Origin of the sequence: Halobellus inordinatus, from assembly GCF_024464655.1 — an archaeon.
Taxonomy (GTDB): domain Archaea; phylum Halobacteriota; class Halobacteria; order Halobacteriales; family Haloferacaceae; genus Haloquadratum; species Haloquadratum inordinatus.
This window is the reverse complement of sequence record NZ_JANHAV010000011.1, coordinates 78,272-94,213: the sequence shown is the minus strand read 5'-3', so window position 1 is coordinate 94,213 and position 15,942 is coordinate 78,272. Positions and strand designations below refer to the sequence as shown.

16 protein-coding genes are annotated in these 15,942 nt (G+C 64.4%); 12 read left to right on the top strand and 4 right to left on the bottom strand.

The genetic code is table 11. The features are described from left to right. Positions 1 to 62: 62 nt before the first annotated feature. Positions 63 to 470, bottom strand: a complete 408-nt coding sequence (locus tag NO347_RS15970; RefSeq protein WP_121570212.1) for a universal stress protein — start codon at positions 468 to 470, stop codon at positions 63 to 65. Between the two features lie 212 nt (positions 471 to 682). Between NO347_RS15970 and NO347_RS15965 the strand changes: the two genes are divergently transcribed. Together NO347_RS15965 and NO347_RS15960 are read left to right on the top strand one after the other, a co-directional pair. After that, entirely contained in the window at positions 683 to 1,195 is a 513-nt protein-coding gene (locus NO347_RS15965) for a gamma carbonic anhydrase family protein (RefSeq protein WP_256290666.1), read from the top strand. 286 nt (positions 1,196 to 1,481) lie between these two features. Beyond that, entirely contained in the window at positions 1,482 to 2,249 is a 768-nt protein-coding gene (locus NO347_RS15960) for an IclR family transcriptional regulator (RefSeq protein WP_256290665.1), read from the top strand. A 17-nt stretch (positions 2,250 to 2,266) separates the two neighbouring features. Here the strand turns inward: NO347_RS15960 and NO347_RS15955 are convergent, their stop codons facing one another. Then, positions 2,267 to 3,175 carry a UbiA prenyltransferase family protein gene (locus tag NO347_RS15955; RefSeq protein ID WP_256290664.1) on the bottom strand — a complete coding sequence of 303 codons (909 nt, stop codon included), beginning with the start codon at positions 3,173 to 3,175 and terminating at the stop codon, positions 2,267 to 2,269. Positions 3,176 to 3,381: 206 nt separating this feature from the next. Between NO347_RS15955 and NO347_RS15950 the strand changes: the two genes are divergently transcribed. Next, positions 3,382 to 4,935 (top strand): class I adenylate-forming enzyme family protein, encoded by a 1,554-nt coding sequence (locus tag NO347_RS15950; RefSeq protein ID WP_256290663.1) that lies wholly within the window; start codon positions 3,382 to 3,384, stop codon positions 4,933 to 4,935. 88 nt (positions 4,936 to 5,023) lie between these two features. On the opposite strand, the gene NO347_RS15945 is transcribed toward NO347_RS15950, so the two are convergent. Then, on the bottom strand, positions 5,024 to 6,433 hold the full coding sequence (locus NO347_RS15945; RefSeq protein ID WP_256290662.1) for an SLC13 family permease: 1,410 nt from the start codon (positions 6,431 to 6,433) through the stop codon (positions 5,024 to 5,026). A gap of 133 nt (positions 6,434 to 6,566) precedes the next feature. Between NO347_RS15945 and NO347_RS15940 the strand changes: the two genes are divergently transcribed. Further along, the gene (locus tag NO347_RS15940; protein ID WP_256290661.1) at positions 6,567 to 7,202 is read left to right on the top strand and encodes an MBL fold metallo-hydrolase; all 636 of its coding nucleotides are present in this window, start codon (positions 6,567 to 6,569) and stop codon (positions 7,200 to 7,202) included. A gap of 114 nt (positions 7,203 to 7,316) precedes the next feature. Here the strand turns inward: NO347_RS15940 and NO347_RS15935 are convergent, their stop codons facing one another. Further along, positions 7,317 to 8,066 (bottom strand): ABC transporter ATP-binding protein, encoded by a 750-nt coding sequence (locus tag NO347_RS15935; protein ID WP_121570207.1) that lies wholly within the window; start codon positions 8,064 to 8,066, stop codon positions 7,317 to 7,319. Positions 8,067 to 8,267: 201 nt separating this feature from the next. On the opposite strand from NO347_RS15935, the gene NO347_RS15930 reads away from it, so the two are divergent. From NO347_RS15930 to NO347_RS15895, 8 genes are all read left to right on the top strand, one after another. After that, positions 8,268 to 9,677: a CoA-binding protein gene (locus tag NO347_RS15930; RefSeq protein WP_256290660.1), complete on the top strand. Its 1,410-nt coding sequence runs from the start codon at positions 8,268 to 8,270 to the stop codon at positions 9,675 to 9,677. After that, the gene (locus NO347_RS15925) at positions 9,670 to 10,377 is read left to right on the top strand and encodes an acetate--CoA ligase family protein (RefSeq protein ID WP_256290658.1); all 708 of its coding nucleotides are present in this window, start codon (positions 9,670 to 9,672) and stop codon (positions 10,375 to 10,377) included. Before NO347_RS15930 ends, NO347_RS15925 begins: the two co-directional genes overlap by 8 nt. Beyond that, on the top strand, positions 10,377 to 10,778 hold the full coding sequence (locus NO347_RS15920) for an acyl-CoA thioesterase (RefSeq protein ID WP_256290657.1): 402 nt from the start codon (positions 10,377 to 10,379) through the stop codon (positions 10,776 to 10,778). Before NO347_RS15925 ends, NO347_RS15920 begins: the two co-directional genes overlap by 1 nt. Positions 10,779 to 11,052: 274 nt before the next feature. Beyond that, the gene (locus NO347_RS15915; protein ID WP_256290656.1) at positions 11,053 to 11,250 is read left to right on the top strand and encodes a hypothetical protein; all 198 of its coding nucleotides are present in this window, start codon (positions 11,053 to 11,055) and stop codon (positions 11,248 to 11,250) included. Positions 11,251 to 11,397: 147 nt separating this feature from the next. After that, a complete protein-coding gene (locus tag NO347_RS15910; RefSeq protein ID WP_256290655.1) occupies positions 11,398 to 12,474 on the top strand; it encodes a cupin domain-containing protein in 1,077 nt (358 codons plus the stop codon). 177 nt (positions 12,475 to 12,651) lie between these two features. Next, on the top strand, positions 12,652 to 13,968 hold the full coding sequence (locus NO347_RS15905; RefSeq protein WP_256290654.1) for an ABC transporter substrate-binding protein: 1,317 nt from the start codon (positions 12,652 to 12,654) through the stop codon (positions 13,966 to 13,968). Positions 13,969 to 14,002: 34 nt separating this feature from the next. Beyond that, positions 14,003 to 14,884: a branched-chain amino acid ABC transporter permease gene (locus tag NO347_RS15900; RefSeq protein WP_121570202.1), complete on the top strand. Its 882-nt coding sequence runs from the start codon at positions 14,003 to 14,005 to the stop codon at positions 14,882 to 14,884. Next, the gene (locus tag NO347_RS15895) at positions 14,884 to 15,906 is read left to right on the top strand and encodes a branched-chain amino acid ABC transporter permease (RefSeq protein WP_256290653.1); all 1,023 of its coding nucleotides are present in this window, start codon (positions 14,884 to 14,886) and stop codon (positions 15,904 to 15,906) included. The genes NO347_RS15900 and NO347_RS15895 overlap by 1 nt, the downstream gene beginning before the upstream one ends. Positions 15,907 to 15,942: the final 36 nt, after the last annotated feature.

The window sequence follows — 15,942 nt, the reverse complement described above, 5'->3', positions numbered from 1 at the left end:
TCGTCGTCGGATATCTCGGACGAGCGGCGAACGGGACCGGGGCCGATCGACCCTGCGCCGAGTTACTCTTCGTCTTCCTCTTCGCTTCCGCAGACGAGCACGGGTTTGTGTGTCCCGAGAATCACGTCCTGCGTCACGCTGCCGAAGAGGGCTTTCCCCGCTGGCGAGCGCTTTCGACCGCCGACGCAGATCTGATCCACGTCGTACTCCGCTGCGTACTCCAGAATCTCTTCGGAGGGCGACCCGCTCGCTTCGAGCAGTTCGACGTCGACACCGAGGGCTTCGAGTCGGTCCTGGGCTTCGCGGACGGCTTCGACCTGCTGGACTGACGCGCCTTCCGGATTGTCGCTGAAGACGTGCAGGATGAACACTTCCGCGCCGCTGGCCGTCTCGACCATATCTTCGATCGCGTTCGTCTGTGCGTGCGCCTGCGGGATGTCGTCGTCGAGTGCGAGTAGTACTCGAACCATACCCTCTCTGCATCGGCCACCTACTTATATTTCGGCGGTGGTTTCGGCGATTCCCCGCTTCGAATCCGACGACAGCACTGTACTCTCTCGAATACTGTTGAATACTGTTCGATGTGACCGAACTCTGTCTCGGATAACGGGACGGCAGAGCGGACACCACACGTCACCGGACGGCACCTGGGTTTATACTCACGGATCTGGGTAGCAGACGTATGCAACGAGCGTTCGAGGGGTCCGAACCCGAGGTCGCAGACAGTGCTTTTGTCTCCGAGATGGCGTATCTCGTCGGCGACGTCGCCGTCGACGAGCGAGCGAGCATCTGGCCGTACGTCTGCTTGCGTGGCCACGGGACGATGGTCGACGTGGGGAAAGAGACGAACGTCCAGGAGTTCACGACGCTTCACGGCGCGTCGCTGGGCGACAACGTGACTGTCGGCCACGGAGCCGTCGTCGACTACGCCGACGTCGAGGATCACTCGCTGATCGGGATGCAGAGCGCGGTGATGGGTGGTGCGACCGTCGAAGATCACTGTATCGTCGCCGCCAACGCAGTCGTACTGCAAGATCAGACCATTCCCTCTGGACACTTGGCGTACGGCACGCCCGCGGAAACGCGTCCTCTCACCGACTCACAACTGGCGCAGATCGAGGAGACGAACGAGACGTACGTCGAACTGGCTGCGCGGTTCCGTGACGCTGGGCTGGGACGAGACGCCTCGCCCTGATCTGTTCGATGCTGTCGAACGAATTGCTGTCCCTTAACACGGGACAGGTTGTCGTGCAATGAGTGAACATAGCTGAACCGTCGAATTTCGCGCGCCGAGTCGAGAATCCCGTTCGAAAATCCCGAACACGCTCGTGGTAACACCCGTACGGTTGTTATGTTCGCTGCTGTACCGCTTCTGTGTTCGATGACATCGAATAATAGTTCTGTCTCCCGGTGAAATTGTACTGAAGTACCGACTGCCACGTACACGACAAATACTTGTCTATCGTCCAGTGAGAGTTGGTATGGAACAGGGACCGAACGAAGGACGAGGGATCAAGTCCGACGAGACGCTATTCGACATCGTCGAACACATCCAAGATCTCGACGGTGCCGGAGTCACCGAACTGGCTGAGGGGCTCGATATCGCCAAGAGCACGGTTCACGGTCACCTGACGACGCTGCGGGACCGTGGCCTGGTCGTCAAACGAGGCCAACAGTACCACCTCGGGCTGAAGTTCTTCGAGTACGGGCAGTACGTCCGCAGCCAACTCGACATCTTCCAGTCGGGGATGTTCGCCGTCGACCGACTCGAAGCGGAGACTGGCGAGATGTCGTGGCTCATCACCCATCAGAACGGCAAAGCGATCTACGTCTACGGCCGCGGCGGCGACAACGACATCGACGTCAACACGATTCTGGGCACGCAGGTCCATATGCACTTCAACTCCGGCGGGAAAGCGATCCTCGCGCACCTGCCGGACGAGGAAGTCGAACGGATCGTCGACGAGCACGGGCTCCCTGCACGCACGGAGAACACGATCACCGATCGGGAGCGTCTCTACGACGAACTCGAACAGATCCGCGAGCAGGGCTACGCCCTCAACCTCAGTGAGGACCTCGAAGGGATCCAGGCGATCGGCGTCCCGCTGATGGTCAACGGCGAGATACAGGGTGCGCTGAGCGTCGCCGGGCCCGCCCACCGGATGTCGAAAGAGCGGTGTGAGGGCGAGATTCTCGATCACCTGCGAGCGGCGACCGACGAGATCGATCTGACACTCGCATATCGCTGAGTGTCGTTCCGACCCCATTAGGAGCCGGAGAGCGCTTCGAGCGCCCGCTGCAGGAGGTCTAGGCCCGCACACTCGCCGCCGCAGGTCGACAGAAACAGGAGCACGGCGAAGACGTACGTGAGTGCCATCTGGATCTGGACGGCGCGCTCGTCGGTCGCGAGCGCTGTCGCCGCGAGACACCCGACTGGGACGGCCGCAGCGGCGAACGCGAACGCCGGGACGAGTGCGACCGTGCCGGCGACGCCAGCGGCCCCGAACCCAACAGTGAGGAGTGCGGTCCCACCGAAGACGCCAAACGCGATTCTGTCAGCGTTCGCAGCCCCGTACGCGACGGGGATCGTCCGCTTGTCGATGGTGCTATCGAACGCCGCGTCGAGGCGGTCGATCCCGATCTTGATGCCGGAGAGCAACGCGCCGAAGGCGGCCGCGACGGCGACGACGGCCACGGCGACGCCGCCGGTCTGCGTCGCGTAGCCGCCAACGAGCGCGATACCAATCCCGAACGGATAGTCCACTGTCACCGTCAGCGGGTGTCGATCGAGGTATGGCGCGTGCAACAGTGCGAGCGCGAGCAGCGCGATGGCGGAGGCCGCGGCGATCACGCCTCCAGCGACCAGCAGTATCGCGGCGAGCGCGAGAACGACGGCGGCGCCGACACCGATGCTCCAGCGAAACCCTGCGACGGAGAGCAGCGGCGTTTCCTCGCCGCGCTGGTGGCCATCGACGAGTCCGTCCCGAAGGTGTGCGACGAACAGCGCGAGGCCGACAGTCACGGCGTGGAGCACGGCGAGGACGAGAGCGAACGACGACGCGGGAGCGAGCGCGGCACCGTAGGCGGACATCCCGACTGCGGGGAGCATAAACGTCGGTCGGACGTACGCGAGCAGGCGGCCGAGCGCCCCGAAGTCCTCCCACGTCGGTGCCATACGCGCCGATTCCGTGCCGTCGGTGATAAGTTCGACGCGTCGTCTTGGCGTCCCTGCGGGGCCGATATCGCACGTCGCCCGGTGCAAACAATACTGTATACAGCCCGTATCGCGCCGTGTCGGCGGCTGAAACGTGCAAATACTGATATGAGACAATCAAAACAATTAATGTCGCGGTAGGCTTGGTGGTTTCTAACAGACCTACTATGAGACTTGGTGACGCCCTCGAACGGACGGTTCGCTGTTATCCCGACAAACTCGCCCTCGTGACCGACGACGGCCGCTCGTTCACGTACGCCGAACTGGACGAGCGGAGCACGCGGCTGGCGAACGCGCTCACAGAACGGGTCGGTACCGAGCGGTGCGCCGTGCTCGCAATCAACCACGTGTCGGCTATCGAGGCGATGCTGGCCGGCAACAAACGGGGCGTCGCGACGGCGCAACTCTCTTATCGGGCGACCGTCGGCGAACTGGAACGAATGTCCGAGACCGCGGCGGCGGAAGCGCTCCTCTTCGACGACGCCAACGCCGACGACGCGCTGGAACTCCTCGACCGCGGCGCGTTCGACGTCGCCATCCACGCCGGCGACCGGGACGTCGACCACGAGGACGTCGAATCCTACGAGGCGGTCCTCGCCGACGCCGACGCCGATCTCGACGCGTCGCTCCCGGCGGGTGATGAGTGTGCCGTCCTGTACACGAGCGGGACGACGAGCGTCCCGAAAGCCGTCTCGTTCGACCAAGAAAAGCTCTGGTACGGTGCGATCCAGGTGATAATGGAGCACGGCATCGACGAGACCGACGTCGCGCTGTGTACCTCGCCGTGGTACCATATGGTCACGACCGACGCGTGGCTCTATCCGCACTTCGTCGCGGGCGCGACCGTCGTCCTGCACTCGGCGTTCGACCCCGAGGAAGCGCTCGAACTCATCGACGACCACGACGTGACCGGACTGCTGGCCGTCCCCACACAGCTCAAATCCCTCAACGGCATCCAGCGCGAGGGCGGCGAGCCCTACGACACCGACTCGTTGTCGTACATCCGCACCGGCGGGTCGATCGTCACCGACGACCTCATCGAGGAGACTCACGAGTACCTCAGCGAGCACGTGTACAACACCTACGGGATGACCGAAGCCGGACCGGACCTCACGTTCGCGCACCCGGAGGTTCAGGAGGAGCACCCGGGGACGATCGGCAAGGAGTCGTTCTCCTGGGAGATCCGCGTCGTCGAGTCCGTCTCGCTCGCCGAGGACCCCGACCCCGAGGCGACCGTCGATGCTGGCGAACGCGGCGAGATCATCGCCCGCGGTCCGGGGATGTCGGACGGCTACATCGACAACCCGGACGCCGACGAGAAGACGTACTTCGACGGCTGGCTCCGGACGCGGGACGTCGCCCGCGTCGACGAGGAGGGCTACCTCTACATCGTCGACCGCGTCGACAATATGATCGTCAGCGGCGGCGAGAACGTCTACCCCGCTGAGGTCGAACGCGTCCTCGGCAACCACCCGGACGTCGAGGAGGCGTGCGTCTTCGGTCGGGACGACGACCAGTGGGGCGAGGTCGTCACGGCTGTCGTGGTCGTCGCAGAGGGAGCCGACGTCTCAGACGAGGATCTCGACCAGTACTGCCTGCAACACGACGGCCTGGCGGACTTCAAGCGTCCTCGCGAGTACGCGATCACCCACGATGCGCTCCCGAGAACGGATACGGGGACAATTATGCGCGAGCAGTTGGTCGAAAAGCACTTCTCATAACGCGCGTTTTCAGATACAAAATCCGGCTGCGGCGACTGTGTTTTTCCGGGCCGAAGCGCTGCCGACACGGGCGGAATCGGGCGGAGATTCAGAAGAAGAGTACGAACAGCGCGATCTGTATCGGGACCAAGAACACGAGCGTCGCGATCGTACAGACGCTCGCCATCCGGCTCAGTTCGATCGAGTCGACGACGCCGAGGCCGAGGATCGCGACGAGGACGGCCGACTGGTACGGGAAGAAGTAGGCGTTCAGTGCCACGCTCTCGATCATCGCGACCGGCACGAGCGGGATTCCGGCACTGTTCGCGAACGTGACGAAGATGGGCGTGATGACGCTCGCAACGGCCATCCCCTCCATCACGAACGCCAGGAGCATCGAGACGGCCACGACGAAGACGAGCACGAGCGGCAGCGACGGGTCGGCTGGGAGATACGACAGCATCGTCTCCGCGGCGAGGTCGGTGAAGTTCGTCCGCTGGAGGCCTTCGGCGATGGCGAAGATCGCACCGAGGAAAAAGATGATCGAGAAGTCCGTCTCACCGATCGCCTCGTGATCGATGACGCCGATCCGGGGGGTGAACGAGAGCAGCGCGACCACGACCGCGCCGAAGAGCGGGTGCAGGCCGTGAATGAAGTCTGTCGCCCAGATCGCGACGCCGACGAGCAGGAACACGAGCATTCGGCGCTCCCGCGAGGAGAGCCCCTTCGAGTCGCGCTGTCCGAGCGAGGCTATCGCCTCGCGGTCACTGGGTCGATACAGCAGATACGTGACGGCGACGACGACGACGACGCGCCCGATCCCCATTACAGGTCCCATCCACAGCGTCCACTGGGTCCAACTGATCGCCGGGCCGCCGCCGGACTCGACGAGTCCCGTGACGATGATGTTCGGGAGCGCTCCGGTCAGAATCCCCGAGGCACCGTAGTACGTCGCAAAGAGCGGGCCGAGGAAGATGCCGACCTTCGCGCCGCGCTCTTCGAACATATCACCCATCGAGCTGAGGATCGGTGCAAGGATGAGGACGCGCACGAGCGAAGAGGGAACGAGCACCGCGAGAGCGAGGCTCCCGACCGAGAGGACGACGAGCAGATACCGATAGACGGCGACTGCGTCGGTGGCGATGCGATCGGGCATCCACGACAGCGCCGTCCGCTCGACGAGTTCCGCGAGGCCGCTTGCACTCGCCGCTTCGCCGATGAGCAGGCCGACGACGACGAGCCACGTCGCCGGCGAGCGAAAGCCCGTCAGCGCGAGTTCCGTCGAGAAGCCGACGCCGATCAGGCCGATGCCGAGCAGCGCGGTGAACCAGGGGTCGACCGGCGATCCGATCCACAGCACGACACAGAAGAGCGTGATCGCGAGCATCCGCGCGGCGTCGGGCGCCAACGGCGCGAACTGGACGACGCTACCCGCCGCGAGGAGGCCCGCGGGGAGCGCGAGCCAGGCCGCATCGACCGGGAGCGTCTCGGATGCCCGTGCCGAAATTCCATCAGACATACGTATTCGTTGTCACTCGTGTCACCGTGAATCACAATGAGATTGTCGATGCGTTCGCCGTCGCCCGGTCCCCGCTGCCGCCGTCGTCGGTGTCGGTGTACGTTTATCAAGGACGGTGGCGTATGCAGAGACGATGACAGAAGCGCGAGAGATCACAGAGATCGCACCGGACGTGTACGACATCACCGTGAAGGTAGCCGACGACGCGCGCTGGCGCGTCTTCCTCTTCGACGGCGAGACGCCGACGCTCGTCGACGCCGGCTTCGAGGACACCGTCGACGTCGTCGCTGGCGCCGCCGAAGAACTGGGTATCACGCCCAAGCGGGTCGTCATCACGCACGGCGATCCCGACCACGTGGGCGGTCTCGCCGGCCTCGTCGCGCGCTTCGACCTCGAAACGTGGGTTCCTGAGGGCGTCGAGGTCGACGTCGACGTGGATCACCGCTTCGGCGACGGTGACCACGTCGGGCCGTTCACCGCCGTCTCCGTCGCCGGGCACGCGACGGGCCACCACTCGCTTGTCGACGAGTCGCGTGGGATCGCCGTCATTGGGGACGCGCTGTTCGGATCGGACGCCCGCGGCCTCCCGGCCGGCTACTTCGTCCTGCCGACGGCGTACTACTCCGAAGACCTCGCGACCGCCGACGCGGAGCTGTCGAACCTCCTCGAATACGACTTCGACGTCGGCCTCGTCTTTCACGGATCGAGCGTGACCGAGGACGCGAGCGAAAAGATCGCGGCGTTCGTCGACTTCGCCGGCAAGCGGTAGTCGCGGGCGACTGACGCGGCTGTCGCCGGACGCGACGACGTCCGTTTCGGAACTGAAAACGAGGGGAGAACGAAGAGAAACAGCGACCGCTCACAGTGGGTGCGATAACCGTTATCAGTCGCCAGCGACCGCGTCGGAGAGGTCCTTGCCGGCGTGTTCGCCGAGGTAGGCTTCGATGACCTGGTCGTCGTTTTGAATCTCTTCGGGCGTGCCTTCGGCGATGAGTTTCCCGTTGTCCAGCACCATCACGCGCTCGCTGACGGTCATCAGCGCGCGCATCACGTGGTCGATGAGGAAGACGGTCTTGCCCTCGTCGATGATGTCGCCGACGAGGTCGATGATGCCTTCGGTCTCCTCGGGGTCGAGACCGCCGGCGACCTCGTCGAAGAGGACGATCTCGGGGTCAGTTGCGAGCACGCGGGCAATTTCGAGGCGTTTGAGCTGACCGACGCTGAGTTCGCCCGGATCGGCGTGCATCTGCTCTTCGAGGCCGACGAACTCGAGCATCTCGGCCGCCCGGCCACGCGTGTCGTCGAACTCGCGGCCGCCGAACTCGGCGCCGACAGCGACGTTCTCCAGGAGCGAGAGGCTCTCGAAGGGCCGAACGATCTGGTGGGTCTTCGCGAGTCCGCGGTGACAGATCTCGTATTGGGTCTTGCCCGTGATGTCTTCCCCGTCGAAGAACACCTGTCCCTCCGTCGGCGGATGGACTCCCGAGATCGTTCGGAACAGCGTACTCTTTCCTGCTCCGTTCGGCCCAATGAGGCCGACTGCCTCACCCCGATCGACAGTGAAGGAGACGTCTTCGATGGCGACGACCCCGCCGAACTTCTTCGTCAGCCCTCGTCCTTCCAACAACGTCATTATCGATCGGTATCCAAGCCACGCAGATAAACTTACGGAATGTGCAAGCAGTTCACACTGTGGAAAGCACGTCAACTGGATCCCCGGCTGCTTGCTCGCTGACGGTTCGCCCGTCAACGAGTCGGACAGTCGCCGACTGTGAACAGTAGGGAAAACGCTTTGATGGTGTTGAGTATATGTGCGAGCGTGACTCTAACACAGATGTTCGAACCCTCGGCGGTCGCCGTCGTCGGCGCCTCGAAGGTCGAGGGAAAGATCGGGTACGAAGCGATGGCGAACGCCGCCCTATTCGACGGACCGGTGTATCCGGTGAACCCCTCAGCGTCGGGCGAGCTGTTCGGATCGGAGTTCGTCTCGTCAGTGACCGACATCGACGACGACGTGGATCTCGCGCTCTGCTGTGTCCCGGGACCGGCCGTCCCCGACGTGCTCGAAGAGTGCGGTGAGGCGGGCGTCGGCGCCGTCGTCCTCTATTCGAGCGGCTTCGCCGAAGCGGGCGACGAAGGCGAGGAGCTACAGGAGACGATCGTCGAAATCGCCGATGAACACGGTATCTCACTGCTCGGGCCGAACACGAGCGGCTTCCTGGTGCCGGCGCGAAACCTCCGCTGTTCGTTCGCCAGCGGCGTCGAGGAGATCCCGGCCGGGAACACCGCAATCCTCGCGCAAAGCGGTGGCGTCGCGCATACGCTCGCGTACCAGTCGCGACGCCAGGGCCGCGGCATCTCGGCGATGGTCGGACTCGGGAACCGCGCCAACGTCGGCTTCGCCGAGACGATCGAGTACTTCGACGGGGACGAGAACACGGACGCCATCGTCCTGCACGTCGAGGGGACCGACGACGGTCGGGGTCTCCTCGAAGCCTGCCGCGCGAGCGACACGCCGGTCATCGCCTACAAGGTCGGTCAATCCGACGTCGGCGACTTCGCGGAGTCCCACACGGGCGCGCTCACGGGCGACCACGAACTCTACACCGCGGGCTTCGCGCAGTACGGCACGCCGACGGTCGACGCCACCGACGACCTGATGGACGCGGCCGCGGCGCTGGGCGACTGTCCGACGCCGGACGGACCGAACGTCGGTGTCGTCACCGCGCAGGCCGGCCCGGGGATCATCATCACCGATCGGATCCAGCGCGCCGGCGGCCGGCTGCCGAAGCTCTCGGAATCGACCCAAGAGCGCGTCGACGAGATCCTGCCGGGCGTGACCTACGCCGACAACCCCGTCGACACCGGTCGGCCGATGCCCGAGTTCGGCGAGATCGTGACGGCCGTCGCCGAGGACGACCGCATCGACATCGTGCTCGTCTACGAACTGTTCGAGGAGGCACTGGGCCTCCCAGTCGAGGACCTCGACGGGCTCGCCGAGCGGGTCGGCAAGCCGGTCCTGTTCGCGACCGAGGGAATCGAGGAGACGCTCGCCGAGGAGCGCGAGGCGCTCGAAGCCGCCGGCGTCCCGACGTTTGCGACGCCCGAGCGCGCCGCCGACGCCGCGGGCACGCTGGCTCGCTACGCGCAACTCCAGGCGGGCCAGCCCGCGACTGACGGGGGGACCGGGACCACGCCCACTGTAGGCGACGCCGCCGAACCGGAGGTGACCGCCGATGAGTGAGGAGACGCCGGCGCCCATCGCGGCCGCACGGGAAGATGGCCGTCACACGCTGACCGAGGCCGAGGGGAAGGAACTCCTCGCGTCGGCCGGCATCGACACGCCCTCGTTCGCGGTGTGTGCCGACGCCGACGCCGCCGTCGACGCGGCCGAGGATATCGGCTACCCGGTCGTCGTAAAGGTCTCCTCGCCCGCGGTCACGCACAAGAGCGACTGGGCCGGCGGCATCGGTGTCGCGGTCGGACTCGACTCGGCTGACGCGGTTCGGGATGCCGCAGACGAGATCCTCACGACTGCAGACGAGCGCGGGATCGACGCCGACGTCCTCGTCGAGGAGGCGATGGATCTCGACCGCGGGACCGAAGTGATCGTCGGCGGTATCCGCGATCCGTCCTTTGGGCCGGTCGTACTCACGGGGCTCGGAGGCGTGTTCACGGAGATATTCGAGGACACCAGCCACCGGATCGCCCCGATCGACCGCGCCGAGGCCCGCTCGGCGATCGAGGAACTCCAGTCCCTGCCGCTACTCGAAGGGTACAGGGGAAGCGAGCCGGCGGACGTCGATGCGCTCGCGGATGCGATCGCCACCGTCGGCGACCTCGTCACCGAGCACCCGATCGCCGAACTGGACGTCAATCCCGTCTTGGCGACAACCGATGGAGTGATAGCACTCGACGCGCTCGTCGTACTGGAGGATCACTAATGTTCGAACGTATCTGGACTGTCCGATTCTCGGACACCGATCCCTTCGGCATCGCCCACTATCCGCGTATCGTGGACGCGCTCCACGAGACGTCAGATATGTTTATGCAGGAGATCGGCTACCCATTCTGGGAGCTCTCGCAGGAGCACGACTTCGGGCTGCCGCTGGTTGAGATGAACTTCGAGTTCAGGAACCCCATCAACGCCGGCGACGACGTTCGAGTCACGCTGACGCCGGACGTCGGGAGTCGCAGCGTTCGCTTCAAGTACGAGGCCTACGTCGATGACACGCTCGCGTTCGAGGGCTACGAACAGCGAGTCTGTGCGGAGGTCGGCGGCGGGAGCGCGATCGAACTGCCCGAAGACCTCCGAGAATCGCTTCTCGAATACGCCGACGACTAATACTGTCGGCCAGAACGATGTGAAAATCATCGGCACCCCGTGGGTGCCAAAATGGTTCACGAACCTCCATCCGACAGTATAAGCCCGTCGCGACTCCCTGCTCAGCCATCTCTCGTGTATTCACAAGACCGTACGCCCGACCGAAGACAGTGTTCGATGGGGGGCCTGAAGACCTACAAACGCTACTTTCGCGCCTGCAACTCGCCGCGGATTCGCCGTGTCGATCATCGAAGGTAGCGATACGCTTTTAGGAATTACGTGGGTACGTGAGGGTATGGCGGAGTTCGAGAATCCATACGCAACGGAGGATCCGTTCGTCGAGGCGCACTTCGATTGTCTGAACTGCGGCGGGAAACTCTGGGAGTACGGGATCCAGCGGCAGATGGTCTGTGAAGACTGCCGAGCGGTCTTCTCGACGGAGGAAGTATTCGAGCAGGCCAAAGCGAACGCGGAAGCAGAAGCGGAAGCCTGAGAACCGACGGGGCGGTCGGTCCAGGAGACGATCGGATAGCGAAATCGGCATTTGACAGCCTCACAGCCCCCGCAGCGACGGGTCCGTCGATCGTGCAACGTGGCCACGTCCAACACACTTATTATCGCGTTTCACAATTATTTCACTATGGCAGAGCAAGAGCCAGAGGAACTCCTAGAGATGAGTTCCAACACCCGGAGTATTCTCGAGGAGCACGACCTCCAGCCGCTCTGGGAAGTCGAGGACGATATGGGGCACGTTCTCGAGGACCCGGAGGCGGACATCTGGAAGTGGGAAGACATCCAAGAGGCGATCGACGCCATCGAGCGCGACGTCCCGATCGCGGATCTGCCGCCGGGATTCCAGCGACGCGTCGCCGTCCCGATCAACACCGCCAACGCCATCTCGAACACGATCTACGTGGGCGTCCAGACGGTGTCGCCGGGCGAGACGGCACCCTCGCACCGCCACGGCGCTAACGCGCTGCGGTTCACGATCGACGGCCACGAGGATATGAAGACGGTCGTCGCGGGCGAGGAGTTCCCGATGAAGGACAACGACCTCATCACGACGCCGCAGTGGGAGTGGCACGACCACGTCAACGACGGCGACGAGACCGCCGCGTGGCTCGACGTCCTCGACCTCCCGCTCGTCCTCGACTCCCTCAACGCGAAGAACACCTTCGAGTACCACGAACTCGAACGCCAGCCCGTCACGAAGAGCCAGGGCTACTGGGAGTCTCAGTACGGCCGCGGCCGGCCGCAGGAAGACGTGAAGTCCGACGACATCCCCGGCCCGTTCGAGGGCAATATGGAGCCGACGCCGCCGTACCGCTTCAAGTGGGCGGATATGGTCCAGTCGCTCCACCAGCGCGCTGACAACGACGATCCCGACCCCAACGACGGCTACAGCCTCTCGTACGTCAACCCGGCGACGGGTCAGCCGCCGCTGTTCCCGACGATGTCGTTCCGCGCGCAGTTGATGCAGGAAGCGACCGATCCGCACTTCCACAATATGACGGAAGTGTTCTTCGTCATCGACGGTGAGGGCGCGACCCACATCGGTGACGAGGCGTTCGAGTGGAGTCAGTGGGACATCTTCATCGTCCCGCCGGACGAGATCCACCATCACGAACCGGACGGCGAAGCGACGCTGCTCGCGATGACCGATCGGCCGGTCTTCGAGGCGTTCAATCTCTACGCCGAAGCCGAACCCTCCTCGTAATTCCTGGGCTACTCCCCGATCGGACGTCCTCGCTTCGGACGTCCGGCATCGTTTCGGAACGAGCGAACGCGAACTACCGGAGAATAGTCTTTCAGAGATATCACTGGATAGACGCGTTAACGACCTGGTCTATACCATACAGTTTTATATTCCGTTATAATTATTGTCCCACACGGTATGGCTCGTGATGACACATTTCCACGACGGACGTATCTCAAAGGTGCCGGGGCTTCCGGTACGGTCGCACTAACTGGCCTCGCTGGGTGTACGCTCGGCGGCGGCGGTGACGGCGACGGTGGCGACGGCGACGGCGGTGGCGGTGGCGATACGGGAACCGGTGGAAGCACCGACAGCGGCGAGGACACCACCCCACTGACGATCGCTGGGACCGTCCCCGAGACCGGGAGTTTCTCTTCGCTCGGGCAGGACCTCAAGCGCGGGTACGAACTCGGCGTCGAGCGGATGAACGAGACACTCGACCGCGAGGTCGAGCTCATTCTCCGCGACGACGAGAGCGACGCCCAGACGCTGCGCGAGCAGCTTCAGGCCATCGTCAGCAACAACGACGTGAATATGATCTGGGGGAGCTTCTCCAGCCTGCTCGTCACGGCTGGGAGCGCCTTCGCCGAGAATCAGGGGCTCCCGTTCCTCGGCATCGCCTTCGCGTACGAAGGACCCCACCGCAACAGCAACTACGAGTGGACGTTCGCTCCGTTCCCGAAGTCCCGTGACGTCGCCCGCTCGACGCTCGGGACGATCGAACTCGTCCCCGAGGAGGACCGACCGACCAACATCGGCATCTGGGAGCCCAACTCCGGGTGGGGGAAAGAGCAGGCCGACTACTGGGAGGAGACGCTCGGCGACGCGGGCTACGAAATCGTGATGCGCGAGACCTTCGAGATCGGTGCCTCGGACTTCTCGACGCTCATCTCGCAGGCCCAAAGCGCCAACGTCGAGGTGCTGCTGTCGAACCCGACGCCGGGCGGCGGCATCACCGCGGTCAACCAGATGAAGTCGAACAACTGGGCGCCGAAGATGCTCAAGTTCGTCCGCGGTGCCGACCCCTCGGCGTGGTGGTCCGCACTCGGTCAGGACGGCGCGTACGCGCTGATGTGTCCCGGCTGGGTCCCCGGCCTCACGGGCAACGGCAACCAACAGCTCCGAGAGACGTATATGTCGACCTACGAGACCGAGAGCCAGTATATGCCGGCGAACGTCGGCGGCTCGTACAACCTGACGCAGGTCGCCGAACAGGCCGTCGCCGCGGCTGGCTCCGTCGAACCGGAGGCCATTCGGGAGGCGCTCCGCAACGAGGAGTTCCAGACCGTCATCGGCACGTTCGGCTTCGAGGACAACGGACTGCCGACGGAAGGCCAACTGACGGCCCCGACCGGCCAGTGGTGGGAGGGCGCCCAGCGCCTCGCGTACCCGAACACGGACTCCGAACGCGCGCTCGACTTCAAGTACCCCATCCCGCCGTGGAGCGAGCGATGAACGCGGGGGACACCTTCGTACCCACGGCCTGACGATGGTTGCAAGCGATCTTCTGACGCAGTCGGTCGTCAACGGGCTGCTGTTGGGCGGGATCTACGCCCTCGCAGCCCTGGGCCTCTCGCTCGTCTTCGGGATTATGGACATCGTGAATCTCGCGCACGGCCATATGCTGATGGTCGGCGCCTACGTCGCGATTCTCGTGTTCACGGCGACCGGCATCACCCCGCTCGTCGGGATGCTGCTCGCGATGGCGCTGATGTTCGGCCTCGGCGTCCTCTTGCAGAAAGTGCTGCTCAAGCACGTCGTCGACGAGGGGTTAGAACAGCCGATCATCGTGCTGTTCGGCCTCGCGCTCGTCTTGCAGAACCTCGGGCGCGTCATCCTCGGCGGCGACGCCCGAACGGCCGACATCGGGATCCCCGGTAACGGGTTCGACATCGGCATCGCGTTTATGTCGTTCCCGCGGACGGTCACGTTCGTCGTCGCCGTCCTGCTCATCGTCGCCACCTGGGCGTTCCTGCAGTACACCAAGACGGGTCAGGCCATCCGCGCGACCGCCCAGAACCGCACGGCGGCGAAGTATATGGGCATCGACACCGACCAGATCTACGTCATCACGCTCGGCATCGGGACCGCACTCGCCGGCGCGGCCGGCGCGCTGCTCTCGATGCTGTTCCCGATCGACCCCTACGTCGGCTGGTCGTACCTGCTCAAAACGTTCGCCGTGGTCGTCCTCGGTGGGGTCGGCAGCGTCGTCGGGACGCTCGTCGGTGGCCTCGTGCTCGGCGTCTCGGAGAACCTCGGCGCGCTCTATCTCGGTGGCGGCTACCGCAACGTCGTGAGCCTGCTCATCTTCTTGGGCGTGCTGCTCGTCAAACCAGAAGGGCTGTTCGGTAGCTCCGGAGGTGGTGAGTAATGAGCATCTTCCAGCGCTCTCCCGGGGAATCGCTCGCCGAGGACCGTCGCGTCCAGGCGCTCGGCGTCGTCGCCGTGCTAGCGCTCGCAGTCGTCCCGTTCACCACGACCGACTCTCTGACGGGGCTCATCCTGACGGGTCTCGTCTTCGTGATGCTCGGCGTCTCCTGGAATCTGCTCGCCGGATACGCCGGCCAGATTTCTCTGGGGCACGCGGCGTTCTTCGGGATGGGCGCATTCGTTTCGGCGTGGCTGACGACGCCCGCCGCAGCGGGCTTTCCCGAATCGATCCAGTTGCCGATCCTCGCGGCGGTCGTCGTCGGGGGAGTCACCGCGGCGCTCATCTCGCTCGTCATCGGGCCGATCATCTTCCGCCTGAGCGGCCACTACTTCGCCATCGGGACGCTCGCGCTGGCGGCCGTCATCGAACTGGTGATGCTGGACCGACGGGACCTGACCGGCGGCGCGACCGGCTACTACGTCAGCGGCGACCTCTCGATCGGCGAGGCCGTCTCCCACGGCGACACGATGTTCTTCCTGACGCTCATCGCTACGATCATCACGGTCGCGGCCACGTACGTCATCGTCCGCGGTCCGGCCGGACTGGGGATGAAAGCGATCCACGACGACGAGGACGCCGCGAGCAGTCTCGGCGTCAACCCGCTCAAGTACAAGATGTACGCGTTCGTCGTCTCCTCGTTCTTCGCGGGGATCGCCGGCGCGCTGTATGGCCACTACACGCTCTACATCAACGCCCAGTCGACGCTCGCCGTCACGTGGACGATCGACTCGCTCGTCATCGTCATTCTTGGCGGGATGGGAACCTTCGCCGGGCCGTTCTTCGGCGCGGCGCTGTTCTTGCTCCTCGACAACGGTCTCTCGGCGATCGTTGGTGGGTTCTCCTCTGCGGTCGAGGGGATTCTCATCATCCTCTTCATCATCTTCCTCCCCACGGGGCTCTACGGCCTCATCAAGGACTATCTCGTCGAGGAAACCACCGACACGGACGCCGCGACCGAGTAGGTCGGCGTGTCACTCCCGACGTCGTTACGAGCCTCT